Origin of the sequence: Aeromonas sp. BIGb0445, from assembly GCF_024809075.1 — a bacterium.
GTDB lineage: Bacteria > Pseudomonadota > Gammaproteobacteria > Enterobacterales > Aeromonadaceae > Aeromonas > Aeromonas rivuli.
The window spans coordinates 207,016-223,660 of sequence record NZ_JANUES010000005.1; the positions used below are offsets into that span (position 1 = coordinate 207,016).

At 61.5% G+C, this 16,645-nt stretch carries 22 protein-coding genes; 8 read left to right on the forward strand and 14 right to left on the reverse strand.

The genetic code is table 11. From position 1 onward, the window contains the following. Nucleotides 1-181: 181 nt before the first annotated feature. Genes M2367_RS12875 through M2367_RS12890 form a run of 4 tightly spaced genes read right to left on the reverse strand, consistent with a single transcriptional unit; the run spans nt 182 to nt 2,711 of the window. The gene (locus tag M2367_RS12875) at nt 182-1,099 is read right to left on the reverse strand and encodes a hypothetical protein (protein WP_259236896.1); all 918 of its coding nucleotides are present in this window, start codon (nt 1,097-1,099) and stop codon (nt 182-184) included. 11 nt (nt 1,100-1,110) lie between these two features. Further along, entirely contained in the window at nt 1,111-1,872 is a 762-nt protein-coding gene (locus tag M2367_RS12880; protein ID WP_259236897.1) for a hypothetical protein, read from the reverse strand. A 23-nt stretch (nt 1,873-1,895) separates the two neighbouring features. Then, nucleotides 1,896-2,420: a hypothetical protein gene (locus tag M2367_RS12885; protein WP_042041682.1), complete on the reverse strand. Its 525-nt coding sequence runs from the start codon at nt 2,418-2,420 to the stop codon at nt 1,896-1,898. A gap of 6 nt (nt 2,421-2,426) precedes the next feature. Further along, the gene (locus M2367_RS12890) at nt 2,427-2,711 is read right to left on the reverse strand and encodes a J domain-containing protein (RefSeq protein WP_042041681.1); all 285 of its coding nucleotides are present in this window, start codon (nt 2,709-2,711) and stop codon (nt 2,427-2,429) included. A 345-nt stretch (nt 2,712-3,056) separates the two neighbouring features. Here M2367_RS12890 and M2367_RS12895 point away from each other — a divergent pair, with 345 nt between their 5' ends. Continuing rightward, nucleotides 3,057-3,470 carry a calcium-binding EF-hand protein gene (locus M2367_RS12895; RefSeq protein ID WP_042041680.1) on the forward strand — a complete coding sequence of 138 codons (414 nt, stop codon included), beginning with the start codon at nt 3,057-3,059 and terminating at the stop codon, nt 3,468-3,470. Nucleotides 3,471-3,539: 69 nt separating this feature from the next. Here the strand turns inward: M2367_RS12895 and M2367_RS12900 are convergent, their stop codons facing one another. Genes M2367_RS12900 through M2367_RS12920 form a run of 5 tightly spaced genes read right to left on the reverse strand, consistent with a single transcriptional unit; the run spans nt 3,540 to nt 7,447 of the window. Continuing rightward, nucleotides 3,540-4,061, reverse strand: a complete 522-nt coding sequence (locus tag M2367_RS12900; RefSeq protein WP_259236898.1) for a protein disulfide oxidoreductase — start codon at nt 4,059-4,061, stop codon at nt 3,540-3,542. Between the two features lie 8 nt (nt 4,062-4,069). After that, nucleotides 4,070-4,234, reverse strand: coding sequence for a copper resistance protein (locus M2367_RS12905; protein WP_259236899.1), 165 nt, complete (start codon nt 4,232-4,234; stop codon nt 4,070-4,072). Then, nucleotides 4,234-4,962, reverse strand: coding sequence for a DsbA family protein (locus M2367_RS12910; RefSeq protein WP_259236900.1), 729 nt, complete (start codon nt 4,960-4,962; stop codon nt 4,234-4,236). Before M2367_RS12910 ends, M2367_RS12905 begins: the two co-directional genes overlap by 1 nt. Nucleotides 4,963-4,972: 10 nt before the next feature. Next, nucleotides 4,973-7,030 carry a protein-disulfide reductase DsbD gene (locus tag M2367_RS12915; RefSeq protein ID WP_259236901.1) on the reverse strand — a complete coding sequence of 686 codons (2,058 nt, stop codon included), beginning with the start codon at nt 7,028-7,030 and terminating at the stop codon, nt 4,973-4,975. A gap of 51 nt (nt 7,031-7,081) precedes the next feature. After that, nucleotides 7,082-7,447 (reverse strand): hypothetical protein, encoded by a 366-nt coding sequence (locus tag M2367_RS12920; RefSeq protein WP_259236902.1) that lies wholly within the window; start codon nt 7,445-7,447, stop codon nt 7,082-7,084. Nucleotides 7,448-7,689: 242 nt separating this feature from the next. On the opposite strand from M2367_RS12920, the gene M2367_RS12925 reads away from it, so the two are divergent. The 4 genes from M2367_RS12925 (at nt 7,690) to pspG (ending at nt 9,788) form a co-directional block, all read left to right on the forward strand. Further along, nucleotides 7,690-8,418, forward strand: a complete 729-nt coding sequence (locus tag M2367_RS12925; protein WP_042041672.1) for a 1-acylglycerol-3-phosphate O-acyltransferase — start codon at nt 7,690-7,692, stop codon at nt 8,416-8,418. A 227-nt stretch (nt 8,419-8,645) separates the two neighbouring features. Then, complete coding sequence (pspA, locus tag M2367_RS12930) at nt 8,646-9,308, forward strand: phage shock protein PspA (RefSeq protein WP_259236903.1); 663 nt, start codon at nt 8,646-8,648, stop codon at nt 9,306-9,308. Between the two features lie 2 nt (nt 9,309-9,310). Further along, nucleotides 9,311-9,517, forward strand: coding sequence for a PspC domain-containing protein (locus tag M2367_RS12935; RefSeq protein WP_259236904.1), 207 nt, complete (start codon nt 9,311-9,313; stop codon nt 9,515-9,517). Between the two features lie 46 nt (nt 9,518-9,563). Further along, nucleotides 9,564-9,788, forward strand: a complete 225-nt coding sequence (gene pspG, locus M2367_RS12940) for an envelope stress response protein PspG (RefSeq protein WP_042041668.1) — start codon at nt 9,564-9,566, stop codon at nt 9,786-9,788. A gap of 151 nt (nt 9,789-9,939) precedes the next feature. Here pspG and M2367_RS12945 read toward each other — a convergent pair whose 3' ends face one another. Together M2367_RS12945 and rarD are read right to left on the reverse strand one after the other, a co-directional pair. Further along, complete coding sequence (locus M2367_RS12945; protein ID WP_259236945.1) at nt 9,940-10,278, reverse strand: GIY-YIG nuclease family protein; 339 nt, start codon at nt 10,276-10,278, stop codon at nt 9,940-9,942. A gap of 219 nt (nt 10,279-10,497) precedes the next feature. Beyond that, nucleotides 10,498-11,382 carry an EamA family transporter RarD gene (rarD, locus tag M2367_RS12950; RefSeq protein ID WP_042041667.1) on the reverse strand — a complete coding sequence of 295 codons (885 nt, stop codon included), beginning with the start codon at nt 11,380-11,382 and terminating at the stop codon, nt 10,498-10,500. A 149-nt stretch (nt 11,383-11,531) separates the two neighbouring features. On the opposite strand from rarD, the gene M2367_RS12955 reads away from it, so the two are divergent. Beyond that, nucleotides 11,532-12,113, forward strand: coding sequence for a uracil-DNA glycosylase family protein (locus M2367_RS12955; RefSeq protein ID WP_224432934.1), 582 nt, complete (start codon nt 11,532-11,534; stop codon nt 12,111-12,113). A 12-nt stretch (nt 12,114-12,125) separates the two neighbouring features. Here the strand turns inward: M2367_RS12955 and M2367_RS12960 are convergent, their stop codons facing one another. Continuing rightward, nucleotides 12,126-12,986 carry a DMT family transporter gene (locus tag M2367_RS12960; protein WP_259236905.1) on the reverse strand — a complete coding sequence of 287 codons (861 nt, stop codon included), beginning with the start codon at nt 12,984-12,986 and terminating at the stop codon, nt 12,126-12,128. Between the two features lie 90 nt (nt 12,987-13,076). Here M2367_RS12960 and M2367_RS12965 point away from each other — a divergent pair, with 90 nt between their 5' ends. Further along, nucleotides 13,077-13,970 (forward strand): LysR substrate-binding domain-containing protein, encoded by an 894-nt coding sequence (locus M2367_RS12965; protein ID WP_259236906.1) that lies wholly within the window; start codon nt 13,077-13,079, stop codon nt 13,968-13,970. A 26-nt stretch (nt 13,971-13,996) separates the two neighbouring features. Here the strand turns inward: M2367_RS12965 and znuB are convergent, their stop codons facing one another. Together znuB and znuC are read right to left on the reverse strand one after the other, a co-directional pair. Beyond that, nucleotides 13,997-14,776 carry a zinc ABC transporter permease subunit ZnuB gene (znuB, locus tag M2367_RS12970; protein WP_042041663.1) on the reverse strand — a complete coding sequence of 260 codons (780 nt, stop codon included), beginning with the start codon at nt 14,774-14,776 and terminating at the stop codon, nt 13,997-13,999. Nucleotides 14,777-14,865: 89 nt separating this feature from the next. Continuing rightward, the gene (znuC, locus tag M2367_RS12975; protein ID WP_042041662.1) at nt 14,866-15,624 is read right to left on the reverse strand and encodes a zinc ABC transporter ATP-binding protein ZnuC; all 759 of its coding nucleotides are present in this window, start codon (nt 15,622-15,624) and stop codon (nt 14,866-14,868) included. Nucleotides 15,625-15,717: 93 nt separating this feature from the next. On the opposite strand from znuC, the gene znuA reads away from it, so the two are divergent. Then, the gene (znuA, locus tag M2367_RS12980) at nt 15,718-16,629 is read left to right on the forward strand and encodes a zinc ABC transporter substrate-binding protein ZnuA (protein ID WP_259236907.1); all 912 of its coding nucleotides are present in this window, start codon (nt 15,718-15,720) and stop codon (nt 16,627-16,629) included. Nucleotides 16,630-16,645 lie beyond the last annotated feature (16 nt).

Below are 16,645 nucleotides of genomic sequence, written 5' to 3' on the forward strand. Positions count from 1 at the left end.
TGAGAGAAGCGCCGGTGTATGTCGCTGCGCTCACAGGATCGCGGCCCTGCATAGCAGACCGGCCGATGGCTTATCTTGTTGCAGCCGCACTGTTTCTTGCGAGTCAACGCTGACAAACGGGCAAAACAACGCCCGGCGGGCCGGGCGTTGGGTGACGATGACATGGTGGCGGCAGTCGCCGTCAGAAGTCGTGGTAGAGGGGCCAGCCGAGCAGGGGGTGCTTGAGACCGGCGCGCATCTCGATATTGTCGAGCTTCTCCGGCGAAGCCCCCTCTTGCTGCAACTGCTGGTACTGGCGCACGAAGCCCAAGGTATGGAGCAGGTTGGGGACAAAACCCCGGCTGAGATCCTGACGCAGCCCTGCGGCCAGATCGCTGGGCAGTTCGATCAGCAACAGTTCAAGCTGGGCGGCCAGATAGTCGGTATCGAACCAGCGCTCTTGCAGCACGATTTCCCGGGCCAGGCGGCGCTTGAGATCCTGCTTGACCTTCAATGGCGCGGCGCCGCTGCCCTGACCGCAGAGGATGCGGTAGAGCAGGGCCTCGGCCAGCTTGTCCTCCAGGGTGGGGTGGTCATTCTCGTAGGCATAGAAGTGGCTGTCCATCAGGGCCATCAGGCGGGCCTTGTCATGTTCCAGCTGCGCCTTCTCGTACTCCTGCCAGCCTTGCCACTCTTCCACATCCGGCGGGCTGGATATTTTATCGAGCAGACGGGCATCCACATCGCCAAAGAGGTTATTGGCGCCCAGTTGCTTGGGGCTGACCGAGATCAGCATGGACCAGCCTTTCTGGAACGGTTTGATGGGCCCTTCCGGGGCCTGCAGCAGGGCGAGCGCCCGGGCTGTGTCCCGCCCGGACAGCTCCTGCAGCCCCAGGCTGATGACGCCAATCACGTCGTGGGCGGCTTGTTCGAGCAGATGCATCTTGTACTTGTTGTAGTACTTGTCGGCGAATTTCAGGCTCATCAACACCGCCTTGCCCTTGATGGCGGCCAGTTGCTGGGGGCTCAAGCGTTCACTGTCAGCACCAAAGCGCAGTACCTGGCTGAGGAAGGGGCCCTGATTGGCCTCGCGAATGATTAGCTGCGTTACCTGTGACATCGAAACGTCCCTTAATCCAGAAAGCTGAACATGTCGTCCACTTCGCTGTACTCGTCGCTGACCTGGTTCTTGTCTTTGGCCTGCATCACCAGCTCGGTGGCAAACTTGTTGATGATGCCGTCCCAAGTGCTGTTCTCGTTGCGCAGCAGGGCCTTGATGGCCTGCTCCACCTCGGGTGCCTGCTGGCGGATCAGCATCAGCAAGCTGCGGGGATCGTCGAGGGAGTAGTCGTGGGCATCCTCGCTCAGCTGGCGGTCACTGTAGGAGAGTGCCTCTTCCAGATCTTCCTCTTCGGCGTGGAGCAGGTCCGTCATGCCCTCTTCATCATCAAGCTGCTCACCGCGGTAGAACTCGATGAAGGGGATGGCGAGGTAGAAGAGACCGGCGGGATCCTCGGCGATGCACTCGAGGATCTCGCGCTGCTTGGCCTCGCTCTCCTGGGTGCGGATCAGGTAGTTGAGAAAGTCGAAGGTGTGCTGTTGCAGCTCCTCGGCATTGTTCTTGATGGCCTCTTCCCAGTAGAGGGGCTGCTGGCAGACGATGTCGCGGATCCGCTCCGGGGTCATCAGCTCGGAGATGATGGACGGGAAGGAGATATCATGCTGGCCGTTGATCTGGGTCAGGGTGACGATATCAATATTTTCAATGACTTCGGCCAGCTGATCGTCGGACATTGTCATGGCGATCAGCTCGAATCTCTCGCTGGCCTGCTTGGGCTCGATCACGGCCAGTTCTTTGATCTCGATGGCGGCAATTTCAATCAGACTATTCATTCTTTACCCCAAGTTGCCTCAAATTAGAAACGCACTTCGTCGTACATATCCTGCTCGCCCTCTTCGTCGCTGCCGTCATAGTCAGCGTCGGCGTTTTCTCCCTCGTCCTCATCCTCATCGCGGGGCATGGCATAGTCGTCATCGCGGGCGCCACGGGGCAGGGGGTTGTCCAGCAGATAGAGCACGGCGCAGGCTTCGATAAGGGTATCTTCGCTCTGGGCGCGTACTGCCTTGACCAGGGGCAGGTCGGCGTTGTTGAAGGCAACGGACACCTTGAACTCGTCCCAGCTGGGTTGCTCCCCTTGGCCAATCCAGTTGCGCCAGGCGGGCTTGGCCTGGGCAGAAAACTGCACCCGGCCATAGAGGGCCAGTGGCAGGTATTCGGGCATGAATTCCAGCATGCTCATGTCGGCCAGCAGCAGCGCTTTCATCTTGCCGGTGAACTGTTCCAGCGCCTTGGGCTGGTCCACATCACGGTAGGATTCGATGTTCTCGCTGGCGTCACTCATCAGCGCCTTGATACGCGCCAGATCCAATGTCTTTTTCATACAGCCTCAGGGATAGAATTGATCCCATAACTCCTGCATGGCAGAGGTCGGGTCGGTCACAATGACGTTGTTAAAGTCTTTGATGAAGGCGGCTTTTTTCTTGGGGTCCGAAAGAACCTCGTAGGCCTGCTTCACCTGTTGCAGCAAGACGGCTGCGCGCGCTTGTTCTTCGTCGGTGGCCCCGAGCAGCTTGTCGGGGTGATACTGGTTCGACAGTCGTCGATACGCTTTCTTGATGTCGTTTTCGTTGGCGTTGGATTTTACACCCAGCACCCGAAAGTAGTTGTTCATGGCAGATCCTGCATCACTGGCAACAGAGAAGTCACAATGCTGGCCCTGGCTGGTCGCTGAGAAAACCAGGTACGGCGAAAAACCCGTCATTTTAACGGAAATAGCGCGACACTGCCATGAATAGGATCTGATCGGCCAAATGAACTTGGCGCGGGCGGGAATTGGTCACTTGTCTCCCTTTGTGCCACCCGAAGAGGGGATGACCGGGCTGGTGACGGGGTGCGGGAACCTTTGCATTGGCCGAGGGTCAAATCGCGCAGCTCGTCTCAATGGCAGCGCCCCCGTCCGACCCGCCATCATTGGCCCGGTCGATGAGATAAAAGTGCAAATGAGGAAAACCACATCATGATGAAACGCTACTTTCTACCCCTGATGCTGCTCAGCAGCCTGGCGGTGGCCGCCGATGCCGTGCCCGGTGAGCCGCTCATCAAGGGGGATATCAGCAAGGCCCAGTTTATGGCGAGTGCCGAAAAGCGCTTTGCCAGGCAGGATCAAAATGGCGATGGGGTGATCTCGGTTGCCGAGAAGGAAGCCACCCTGGCCAAGATGGAGGCGGCGATGAAGCAGGCTGGCAAGGCTGTGCCGGAGCGAATGGGTAACATCAAGCCGAGACGGGAAACCACCAAGGCGCAATTTGTGCAGCGTCAGGAGAAGCTGTTCGCCCATCTGGACAAGAATGGGGACGGAGTGATCAGCGAAGCGGAGCGAGCGGACACCAGGGCCAGCTTGCAGAAACGGGCACAGCAGTCAGCCCCTTAAGCGGCACGTCCCCAACGGATATAAAAAAAGAGCCCAGTTCATCACCGGGCTTTTTTATATTGGACTGGATTACCAGCTGGCCCACAGCAGCCGCAGCTTCAATCCCCAACGACTACTCCAGCCAGTGGTAGTGCCGACCACCTTGCCATCCTTGAGGATCAGAAAGCTGGGGGTGACGCTCACCTGCCAGTGAGCGGCCAGTGCGCCCTGCTCGTCGTTATGGGTCGGGAAGCGCAATCCCTTGCTGGCCATGCCGCGGCGCAGTTGCTCATCGTTGCCCGAGCGCAGCGCCACCGTCAGCACGTTACCGCCGTCTTGCCACAGCTGCTCCACCGTCGGGGTGGTGAAGCGGCACACCCCGCACCAGCTCGCCCAGTAGTAGATCAGCAGCGGCTTGTCCCGGCTCAGAGCCTGCAAGTCCGCCGTGCTGCCATCTTGCAGGGTGAGAGCGGGAAGCGGGCTCCCCGCGGGCAGGGTCGGCCCGCGCCAGAGATCCAGCGCGGTCGTGAGGATGACGGCAAACAGCAGTAGCCACAGCGCCTCCTTGCCCCAGCGCCGCCAGCGTGAGGTCGGGTTGTTAGTCTCAGTCATGAGTCCCCTTAGCTCTGTTTGGCCAATTCGGCCAAGACCAGGTGTTCGAGCTCGTCATAGGAGATGGCCCCCGGCACCAGCTGGTTGCCAATCAGGGTGGCCGGTGTGCCCTGTACGCCGAGCAAGGTGCCCAGACGCAGTCTGTCTGAGCGCAGCTCCCATTGCGTGACCATCAGCCTTGCTTGGCCAACTCGGCCAAGACCAGGTTTTCGAGCTCGTCATAGGAGATGGCGCCCGGCACCAGCTGGTTGCCAATCAGGGTGGCCGGTGTGCCCTGTACACCGAGCAAGGTGCCCAGACGAAGGCTGGTGCGCAGCTCCTCGGTCGCCTTGTCTTCTGGCTTGAGGGCCACATTGCCGGTGGCGGCCAGCGCCTTGTTGATGTCCGCCTCGGTCAGCATGCCCTGCTTGCTCATCAACTTTTCATGGAGCGGCAGGAAGCGAGCCGGATCCTGCTGCCAGAGGGTCAGGCTGTACTGGGCGGCCTTGGCGGAAGTTTGCCCCTTGAAGGGCAGCAATTTGATCACCAGGCCGAGATCCGGATGCTCCTTGAGCAGACGGGTCAGGTGCGGATCGAACTGTTTGCAGTAGGGGCAGTTGTAGTCGGTGAAGGAGACCAGGGTCAGCTTGGGGTTTTTGGCCCCCAGGCGCGGGCTGGTCGGGCTCATGAACAGGGCCTGCTGGTTGCCCTTGATGATGTTGCCAAGCTGGGCGGCTTGATCCGCGGTGTTCTGTTTCTCCCAGGCATCGGCCGCCTCATCGAGGATCTTCGGGTTGGTCACCAGGGTCTCGCGGATCAGCTCCTTGATGCGCACCTCCTGTTCCGGGGTGAAGGGAGTGGCGTGCAGGGTGGGGGCGAGCAAGGCGCCGAGCAGACTCAGGGTGATCAGGGTAGGTTTCATCATCTTTTCCTTAGAAGCGAGTGGTGCCAGCCTTGATGAGGCCAGCCTTGTGCAAGGTGGTGAGCAGGTCGGCTTTGTCGAGCAGGGGGGAGAGCACTTCCCCCTTGGGCAGGCCGGGACCATAGATCTGGTTGAAGGGCACGGCCACGGCGCCCCGGGCCCGCAGGAAGGCGGCCAGGCTGTCGTTGGGCCGGGTCCAGTCACCGCGCAGGGCAACCACATCCGGGGCCGAGAGGGCGCTTTGCACCTCGTCTCGTAGCAAGACGTTGTATTTATTGGCTTTGCAAGTCACGCACCAGTCGGCGGTGACATCGATAAAGACCCGCTTGTTATCCGCCAAAGCCCGTTGCAGTGCCGATTCAGACAGGGGCTGCCACTGCACCGTCTCCCTTTGAGGGCTATTTGGCGCCGTGAGGGCGCCGCCGAGCAGCAGGGCACCGCCAATCAGGGTCGAGAGCGCCAGGGTCAGGGTGACACCGCGCATGCCATGGCGCCAGCCGATGGCGACGAGCAGGATCAGCAGCACAGCGGCCATCAGCCAGCCGGTGGTGAGCGTGCCGAGGTGTGCGGAGAGCAGGCTCAGCAGCCAGAGGCTGGATCCCAGCATCATCAGGCCGAGCACTATGCGCAGTCGTCCCATCCAGGGGCCGGGTGTTGGCAACCAGAGTGCGAGGCGTGGCCAGGCCGCGATGGCGAGCCAGGGCAGGCTCATGCCAAGCCCGAGGGCGGTAAAGATGAGCCAGAGCTGAGCCAGGGGCGCACCGAGGGCAAAGGCGACTGCTGTGCCGAGGAAGGGGGCCGAACAGGGGGTTGCCAGCAAGGTGGCGAAGCTGCCCTGCAGGAAGTGGCCGCCCAGGCTGTTGTCGCCGGTGGTCGCGAGCCGGGTGTTGAGCCGACTGGGCAGCCGGAACTCGAACAATCCCAGCAGGTTGGCGCAAAACAGCAGGGTCACCACCACCATGAAGCCGATAAACCAGAGGCTCTGGAACTGAATACCCCAGCCGACCGCCCCCTGAGTGGCGCGCAGCAGGGTGCTCATGAGGGCCAATGCCCAGAAGGAGACCAGGATCCCGGCACTGGCGGCCAGAAATTGCAGGCGAATGGGTCTGCGCTCCCGCGTCTCAAGCTGCAGCACTGACCCCAACTTGAGGGCCAGTACCGGCAGTACGCAGGGCATCAGGTTAAGGATGAGGCCCCCGAGCAGCGCAATGCCGACCAGCCAGAGTAGCGAGTGACCACTGTCAGGCCCGGCCGCTGGCAGCGCCAGGGGGGCGCTGATGGGTGTCTCCCCCTGCCAGGCCTGTTCGCCATCGACCAGCAGCACGCCCTGCAGCCTGCCTTTGAGATCCGGGGCATTGCCTTGCCAGCCATCGCTGACCGGGATGCGAGCCAGCAGACGCTGGCCTTCGACCTGCAGCTTGGGCTCGCCAAACTCGGCCTCTGCCTGACCGTCGAGGAAAATCGCCGGCTGCTGCCAACCCTGGGGCCGCTCGGCAATGAGTTGCAGCTCATTGGCGCCATACCCGGCCTCGAGCCGGATGTCGCTCGCCATCGATTGGGGCAACTTGCTCATGGCCTGGGCATAGGCAAAATCAAAGCCCGCGGGGGCCGCCTCACCCAGCGCCAGCTGGAAGGGGAAGTCGGTCAGTATGCAGACGTTGCTGCAGGTGGAGAGGCGCAGTATGCCGCTCAAGGTGCTGCCTGTCGGCGCACTCAGGGTCATGGGGAAGCGGACGTCCCCCTGATAACCCTGGGTGCTGAGCCCGGCGACCTCGAAGCGCTGCGGGGTCGGCCAGTGCCACTGGACCTGGGTTGGCTCTTGGCCTTGCCAGAGGATCTGGGGGGCGATGCCACCCTGGCCCGGGCTGCGCCAATAGCTCTTCCAGCCGGATCCGAGCTCGACTTCGAGCAGCAGGCGGCTCTGGGCCGGGTGGCTGAAATCCCCTTGCAGCCGGACTCGGGCATGGTCGTTTTGCGGGCTGGTCAGCCAGCCGCTGTCAGCGGCGACGGCTATCGTCTGCCAGCCAAGGCAGATCAGCAGCAGCGCCGTCTTGATCAATCTAGTCATCGATGTGTCTCGCAATAAATAAGTTGGGATCCGTCTAAAGTGGCGGATAACTCATTCGCGCAGCACGCAGAGCTGGAGGTGCAATCGGAGTTTGGGGGCTCTGCCATTCCTGGGTGGCGGCAGGGGGGGGCTATAGCGCCACAGGGGAGGCAGAACGGCAATGATGAGGGCGACGACGAAAAAGATAAGCTCGGCGGCATTGAGCTGGGTGGCGCTGAGCCACTTGCCCTTGAGCTCGCAACTGCTAGGCTGCGGGCTCTCCTGGCTCTGGCCCGTTTCGTCGGTGGACGTGAGGGCCTGACAGCTGAGCGCCTGGTCGAGTTGGGCCAGTTTGAGCAGGGGCTGGGCGGCGCAGTTGAGCAGCAGTATGCACACCAGTAGCAGGAGTCGTGTTGCTGTGCGCTGTGGTTGCGTCATACCGGGCCCATCGTCTAAAGAGGGCCACATCCTAACGGGCCGCTCTTGTCGATACAAGCCGTTGGGTCATTTTGGCTTCATAAGAGGCTTTGTTACGGTGTCAGACCACATGGAGAACGCGGCTGGGAGCAAGGTGACAGCGCCATGTGGTCACCCAGACGGGGCCCGGTTTTGTTTGGCTAACACTTGTTCACCCAAAGCGGCCTCAGTATACTGCGCCGAATCTTGTCTAGAGGTGTTCGATGCTCAAATTTGCCCGTATTCTGCTGCTTGGCCTGCTACTTGTCGTCTGGTTCATCCTGGCCCTGCTGCTCTGTCTGGTGCGCCCCGGTCATGCCAACAACGTCTACGTCTTCGCTCGCATGTACCATGCCGTCTGCCCGCTGATCGGCGTCAAGGTGACGTTGACCATGCCGGATGAAGTGAAAAACGTCGGCCCCGCCGTCTATGTCTGCAACCACCAGAGCAACTTCGACATCTTCACCGTGACTGGCGCGGTGCGCCCCGGCGTGGTGGCGGTGGGCAAGAAGAGCCTGCTGTGGCTGCCCTTCTTCGGTCTCATCTTCTGGCTGTCCGGCAATGTGCTGATCGACAGATCCAACCGCTCCCGCGCCATTGGCACCATAGGTCAGGTGGTGGATCGCATCAAAGGTCGTGGCACCTCCATCTGGATGTTCCCCGAGGGCACGCGCTCCCAGGGCCGTGGCCTGCTGCCGTTCAAGGCGGGCGCCTTCCACACAGCCGTGCAGGCCGAGGTGCCAGTGGTGCCTATCGTCTGCTCCAGCTACTTCGGCCAGATCGATCTCAACCGCTGGGACAATGGTGAGGTGCGCCTCGAGATGCTGCCGCCCCTGTGCAGCAAGGAGCATGGTGCCGCCGGGATCCGCGAGCTGTCCGAACAGTGCCGCGAGCAGATGAGCGCCAAGTTGGCCGAGCTGGATGCCGCCATCGAGCGGGATCGCGCCGCCTGATGAAGGTTCAGGGTGTAAAAAAGGGAGCCACTGGCTCCCTTTTTTATTGGTAATTTTCGCCATCCTCTTTGGTTAAAAACGCTAACTCATGGCTTGATTTTCGGATGTTAATCCCATATCTGATTGTAAGTTAACGAAAAAATATTCTGGCACGGCTCTTGTAACACTGATGGCACGAGAAACTGAAACCAGGGGCCCAGGCCCATCCCATGACAAGGAGCCAGACCATGAGTGTATTTAGCCGCCTCAGCGACATCATCAACGCCAACCTGCACAGCCTGCTCGACAAGAGCGAAGAACCCGAGAAGATGATCCGGCTCATGATCGAAGAGATGGAGCAGGTGCAAATTGAGATGCGCACCCAGGCCGCCCGTATCATTGCCGAACAGAAACAGCTGGAACGCCAGCAGAGTGCCCTGAGTCAGCAGATGCAGGGCTGGGCTGCCAAGGCCGAACTGGCCATTGGCAAGGGCCGTGAAGACCTGGCCCGTGCCGCCCTTGGCGAGAAGCTGGCCGAGGCCAAGCGCCTCGCACTGCTGGAGCAGGACAGGGATCGGCTGGCCGAGGTGCTGGCCCAGCTCAATGGCGACAGCGAGCGGCTGGGGGCCAAGCTGACCGAGGCGCGGGAGAGACAGAAGTTGCTGGTCCTGCGCGAGCAGACGGCCCACAGCCGGATCCGCGCCCGTGCGCAGATCGACCATAGCCGCATGCATGAACTGATGGCTCGCTTCGACGGCGTGCAGGGCCGGGTTGATCAGTTGGAGGCTCAACTTGAAGCCGCGACCCTGGGTCAGAATCCGTCTCTGGAAGCGCAATTTCGCGAGCTGGAACTCAATGACGAGATAGAGCGTGAGCTGGCTCGTCTGAAAGGCCAAAAGGTGGAGGTGTAATCATGACGCCCTGGCCGAAAGACCTGGCACATAGCAAGTTGACCGGCGTCTGCGCTGGCATTGCCAATCGGTTGGGGCTCTCCAGAGTGACGGTGCGGATAGTGGCGCTGCTTGCCCTGATCCTGCTGCCGCCATTTGCCTTGGCAGCCTACCTGTTGGCGGTGCTGCTGATGCCACCACGCCATGAACTGAAGCGCTGGCTGGATTGACCCCGCCCATACCCCATGAAGAGCAGCCCGGCTGCGAGGAGTAAATATGTTGGAATTTCTGGTGTTGCTGGCGGTGCTTGTCGTGATGGCCATGGCCGGGTTCACCGTGCTGGCCATGGTGGTGGTGAGTGGGGTCTTCATGATTTTCGGGGCCCTGGCAGGCATGATAGGCCTGGTGTTCAAGCTGGCGCCCTGGATATTGCTGGGGCTGGTGGTCTACTGGTTGCTGGGCAATCGGCGTCGCACCAGCCGCCCCAATCATTACCGTTGAGGCCTGGTTTGCGGAGGGTGATGGGGCAGAGGCGCCCTGGATGACAATGCCTGGCGCAGAGCACTCAGGATACATGGTTGACCATCACTGGCTAAGCGTGCCCCGCCAGTGACAGCTCTCCTTCTCTGGCCACCGATAGCGGTGGCCTTTCTTATGATGGCAATCCATCCGGTGTGAGCGCGGCATCGGGCTCTCGCTTGTCTTCCCGTCGGGCTGCACTGGGCGAGGTGAGCAGCCACTGCTGGCTCAAGGCATGCCAGTGGTCGGGGTGCAGGATCAGTTGCTCCTTGATGGCCTTGTTCTGCTGCTTGAGCCGGTATTCGAGACGCAGGGCCGCGCCGCGCTCCCCGACCTCCTGTCGCCAGGCCAGGATGAGGGGGCCTTTGCCGCGCAGCGCCCGTGCCCCTGTCCCGCGTTGATGCTGGGTCAGGCGGCGACCAGGATCTGTGCTGATCCCTGTGTAGAGGCTGCCGCTGCGGGTGCGCACCATATAGATAAACCAGATGGCACTCGCCCCTGGGGGGGCGACATCGGCAGATGGATGTCCCCTGGTCACGCAGACCGCTTCATCAGCGGCGCTGTCTGGTTCAAACGGGAGGCGTTCACTCATCTTGTACTCTGCTCTCGAACAGCGTCATGGCTCTGGGTGAGGGCATTATCGCAGCGCACCCTCAGGGAGCAAGGGTTCCATGGCAGAGCAGGCCGCCGCTCAAGGGGCATGGGCCTTGCGGTTCAACCTGTGCAGGGGCAGCAGGCTGATCAGCAGACCCGCCCAGACGAAGGCGAAGCCCACCATCTTCACGGGGTCTGGCTGCTCCTGGAACCAGAAGATGGCAAGCAGGAAGGCAAGGGTCGGCTCAATGTACTGCAGCAGACCCACGGTGCTCATGCGGGTGCGCAGCACCGCATAGCAGAACAGGCCAACCGGCACCAGGGTGGCAGGAGCGCTGCCCATCAGCAGCAGGCGATCTCCCCAGTCTCCCTGAATGAAGGTGCCCTGGCCCTGCCAGACCAGCCAGCCGATGCACAGCAGGGCCAGGGGCAGTTGCACCAGGGATTCGAGATAGAGGCTGGTGCTCGCCTCATAGTGCACCTTCTTCTTGAGCAGGCCATAGAGGGCAAAGTTGGCCCCCATGATGAGGGAAAACCAGGGCAGCTGACCGTAGGAGAACAGCATGTAGGCCAGCCCTGCCAGCGCCAGGGCAACCGCCAGGTGCTTCTGGGGAGTGAGTCGCTCACCGAGAAAGATCACGGCGAAGGCGATGTTGAATAGCGGGGTCATGAAGAAGGCGAGGCTGGTGGCCAGTACCTGACCCGTGGTCAGGCACCAGGTAAACATGCACCAGCTGACGGACATGATGGGACCGGCCAGCAGGATCAGACCGAGCTGGCGGGGTTCCTGGCGCAATCTTCCCCAGGGCAGCCGCTGGCCGAGCAGGCTAAACAGCAGGGCGAGCAGCACCACGGACCAGAGCACCCTGTGGGAGAGCAGCTCCCACATGTTGACCTCGGGCATGAACTGGTAATAGAGGGGCAGCAGGCCCCAGAGTGCGAACGACAGGGCCGCACAGCCCGTCCCCATCCAGCTTTTCATTCTCTTCCGTTTATTAAACTAAACAATCTGGGCCGCATGATAGGCTGCCTCTAGCGGGGCGGCAAGGGGCAGCCAGGACAAAAGATGTGGGCGAGAGGGGCGCTGGCGCCATGGCTGCGCCCCCTGCCAGCAGCTGATATCATGGGGTCATGAATCGACTCGACGCGCTATTTGAACAGATCCGCGCCTGCCGCCTGTGCGAGGCGCATCTGCCCCTGGGGCCCAACCCCGTGATCCGGGGGAGCGAACAGGCCCGGTTGCTCATCATAGGACAGGCCCCCGGCACACGAGTGCATGCCAGCGGCATCCCCTGGGACGACCCCTCCGGCGAGCGGCTGCGGGATTGGCTCGGGCTGGCCCCCGCCGATTTCTATGATGAAAAGAGGGTGGCCATCATGCCCATGGGCCTCTGTTACCCGGGGCGTGGCAAGTCGGGGGATCTGCCTCCTCGTCCCGAATGCGCCCCCACCTGGCACGACAAGGTGCTGATGCTGATGCCCCATGTCGAGCTGACCCTGCTCATCGGCCAATATGCCCAGCAGCGTTACCTCGGCAAGGCCCGCCATGGCACTCTGACCGAGACGGTGCAACACTGGCGTGACTATGGGGAGGCCTGGTTGCCGCTGCCCCATCCCTCTCCGCGCAACACCCTCTGGTTGCGCAAGAATCCCTGGTTCGAGACCGAGGTGGTGCCCGAGTTGCGCACCCGCATCCAGGCCCTCTTTCCCTGACGCTCGTTTCCCCTAGCTGACAGGCTCCGCCAGGGGTTTGGCTTTGCTCTTTCGCGCCATGGCAGCCAGGGGAATGATGATGCACAGGCAGCCAACCAGCAGGGGCAGGCCGGGCTGCTCGTCGAATAGCCAGGCGCCGATGACCACAGCGACCAGCAGGCCAGTGTATTCGGCCGAGGCAATCTTGCTCGCCTCCGCCTTGCGATAGGCCAGCACGCACAGACCCGCATAGACCATGATCAGCGCCGAAGATCCAAATGCGGGCCAGAGCAGGTGCCACTGCCAGGGGGTGGGATCCCAGCAGGCCAGGGCGAAGATGATGGGCATGCTCAACACATTGGTGAAGAACAGGGTCTGGGCTATGGGTTGCTGCAGGGGCAGGCGCTTGATCAACAAGTTGTTGAGGGCCAGGGAGAGCGCCACCCCGAGCGCCGCCAATGCGGCCCAGTTCACTTCGGTCGGGCGCAGCACTATCAGCACGCCGATGAACCCCATCAAGGCGGTCAGCACTTTTTGCCGGGATATGGCTTCCCCCGCGATCCAGACCGCGAGGGGCACCATCAACAAGGGGGCCGCGTAGAAGAGGGCGTTGGCGGTGGCCAGCGGCAACTGGGTCAGGGCTATCACCATGAGGCAGACACCCCCCGCCCAGATGTGGGCCCGCAGCAGGTGCCACTTGAGGGCGACCGGCGGGTGGCGACGCCAGGACCAGAGCAACCAGGGGGCGAGCAGCAGCGCCGCCGAGATCTGACGAAAGAGGACGAATTGGAAGATGGGCTGATCAGGATCCAGCACTTTGACCAGGACGTCGGAGAAGACGGCGATGAGGTTGCCGAGGACCAGATAGAGCATGCCTGCCGATACTGAATTCATACCACCTCCTGACTTGATGGGATCAGGGTAGCGGTGGGCTCACTATTGGGTAAAATGATAAATAATTGCCATCTATGAGATTTATAGATAATGAAGCTCCCCCCGCTGCGTGCCGTGCAATATTTCGAGGTGGTTGCCCGCCTGCTCAGCTTCTCCCGCGCCGCCCTCGAGCTCAATGTCAGCCAGAGTGCCGTCAGCCATCAGATCCGCCTGCTGGAAGACTTTCTCGGCGAGCGATTGCTGCTGCGCCAGGGGCGGCTCTTGTCCCTGACACTGCAAGGAGAGATCTATTTTGAGGGCATCGCCGCCGGGCTTGGCCAGATAGCCCAGAGCAGTGCCCAGCTCAGGGGCGGAGCCCAAATGCAGCTGCGGCTCGCCGTCTACAGCTCCTTCGCGGTCAAGTGGTTGATCCCCAGGCTGGCCGGGCTGCGCCAGCTCTACCCCGAGCTGGATCTCAGCCTGGAGATGGTGGCCGAGGATCCCGAACTCTCCGATCGGGTGGCGGACTGCTTCATTACTGTCTGCCCCAATGGGCGTGGTTATAGCCATGATCTTATCTATCAGGAGCGGCTCTTCCCGGTGTGCAGCCGTCGGCTGTTGCAGCAGGTGGAAGGGGAGTGGCCCGGCGCCATCTGGCAGTTGCCGCTGCTGTCTGTGCAGTCCATCTACAAGTCGCGAGGGGAGGATTGGCAGCGTTGGGCCGAAGCGGGCGGCATGAGGGTGCCGGAGGGGGTGCGGATGCATCACTTCAGCCATGTGTTGCTGGCCATGGAGGCGGCGGCCTGGGATCAGGGCGTCACCTTCGTCAATGACTACATGGTACGGCCGGATGATCCCCAGCTGGTGCGCCTGCCGGTGCATCAGCTGGAGACGGGGGATGCCTTCTACTTCACCTGCAAACGAGGGCGGGCCCATGAGCCCGCCATCAGCCGCCTGCGCCAATGGCTGCTGCTGGAAACCTGTCAGAGCCTGCCATCGCCTTAATCAGCGGTGCGAAGGATAGCTGACCATCAGGCCTTCTTGAACTGGCTCAGCACGAACAGGCTGGTGGCGCAGACCACCACGGACGGGCCAGCCGGGGTATCCTGGAACCAGGAGAGGCTCAGGCCTCCCAGCACGGCCAAACACCCGATCAGGGCGGCCAGGCCTGCCATCTGCTCCGGGGTCTGGCTGAAACGGCGCGCCGTTGCCGCCGGGATGATCAGCAAGGAGGTGATGATCAGCGCCCCGACGAATTTCATGGCCACCGCGATTACCAGGCCAATGAGCAGCATCAACACGCAGCGCAGCACATCGACCCTCACCCCTTCCACCCGCGCCAGCTCTTCCGAGATGGTCATGGAGAGCAGGGGATCCCAGAGTCGCCACAGGGTGAGCAGTACCAGGGCGCCGCCGCCGTAGATCCAGACCAGATCCACCGGCTGGACCGAGAGCAGATCGCCAAACAGATAGGCCATCAGATCGACGCGGACATTGTCCATGAAGCTCAAGGTCACCAGTCCCAGGGAGAGGGCGCTGTGGGCCAGGATGCCGAGCAGGGTATCGGTCGCGACCTGCTGATTGCGGCTCATGACCACCAACAACATGGCCATGGCGAGGCAGCAGACCACCACCGCCAGGGTGAGGTCCACTTGCAGCAAGATGCCGAGGGCTATGCCAAACAGGCAGGCATGGGAGAGGGTGTCACCAAAATAGGCCATCTTGCGCCACACCACGAAGCTGCCCAGGGGCCCGGCCAGGAGGGCGATGCCGAGACCGGCGGCGAGGGCATATAACAGAAAGCTGTCCACGTTAAGATCCTTACTTGCAGTCGGTTGGCCAAAGGAGATTCAGGCCTGGTTTGGCGCCATATTTATCCGTGCTTTGCACTGTCGCCCGCTTACTTGCGTGACGGCAGGCGGATGAGCGGGGCAGGCTCGGCATGTTCATGCTGGCCATCGCAGTGGTGATGGTGGGTATAGACGGCCAGCACCTCCTGCTCGGGTCGGCCGAACAGGCGGGCAAACTCCGGATGGCGGGCCACGCTTTCCGGTTCCCCATGGCAGCAGATGTGACCATTCAGGCAAATCACCTCATGGGTACTCGCCATGACCAGGTGCAAGTCGTGGGAGACCATGAGCACGGCGCAGTCGAACTCGGCCGCCAGTTTGCCGATGAGGGCATAGAGCTCGATCTGACCATTGATGTCGACCCCTTGCACGGGTTCATCCAGTACCAGCAGCTCCGGCTTGACCAATAAGGCGCGGGCCAGCAGTACCCGTTGCATTTCACCGCCGGAGAGCTTCTGCATTCGGTTATCGAGCAGACTCTGGCCACCGACCCGGGCAAGGGCCTCCTCAATGGAGAGGCGACCATTCTTGCCGAGCTGCAGGAAGCGGCGCACGGTGAGCGGCAGTGTGGGATCCAGGTAAAGTCGCTGTGGCACATAACCGACCCTGAGCCCGCCACTGCGTACAATGTGCCCGGAATCGGGCTTGAGCAGGCCCAGTACCAGCTTGCTGAGGGTGCTCTTGCCCGCACCATTGGGACCGACAAGGGTGGTGATTTTGCCTTTATTGAGGGTAAAGGAGACCTTGTCGAGCACGAGACGTCCGTCAAATGAGAGACAGACGTGCTTCAGCTCCACCAGTTGGGTCATGACAGCTCCGGGGTTTACAGCCAGTGAGAGTTATAATATAACAGTCGCGTTTTCTGTTATATTATCACATTCATCTGTCCTGACGAGATCCCTATGCGAATTCTTGCCCTGCTCACCGCGCTGCTCATGATCAGCCAGCCGGTGCGTGCCACCACAGTCTTGACCACCATCAAACCCTTGGGTTTCATCGCCGCAGCCATCACGGATGGGGTCAGTGAGCCCCAGGTATTGCTGCCGACCGGCGCCTCTCCCCATGACTTTTCTCTGCGTCCCTCGGACATTCGTGCCATCAAGCAGGCGGATCTGGTGGTCTGGGTCGGCCCTGAGTTGGAAGGCTTCATGAGCAAGCCCTTGGCGGGTCTTCCCCACGTGCTGACCCTGACCCGGGTCAAGGGCATGCCATTGTTTGATTATGCCAACCAGGCAGGCGAGTCTCATGAGGGTCATGATCATGACGATCATGGCCATGAAGGTCACGAAGGCCACCATCATGAGGGGGTGGATCCCCACATCTGGCTGGGCCCGGATCAGGCAAGGGTGATAGCCCAGGCGCTGGCGGATACCTTGAGTGCCCAGGATCCGGCCAATGAGGCCCGCTACCAGGCGAACCTGATCACCTTCAACCGCAAATTGGCCGAGAAAGAGCAAGCCATAGCGCCGCAAATGAAGGCCGTCAGCCAGCAAGGTTATTTCGTGTTTCACGAGGCATATGGTTATTGGGAGCGTCATTATGGCATGCGTTCCCGAGGCCACTTTACCGTCAGCCCTGAGCGACGTCCTGGTGCCCGGACTCTGGTCGAGATTCGCAAGGCACTCGAGGAGAAGAAGGCCACCTGCATCTTCGCCGAACCCCAGTTCTCGCCAGCGGTAATAGAGTCGGTGGCCCGCAATACCGGCGCCAAGGTATTGTTGCTCGATGAGGTCGGGGAGGACGTGGTGTCAGGACCGGATGCCTATCCACAATTTATGCAGCAATTGGCCGATGGCTTTGCACAATGCCATTAGATGGGGTGTCTATACT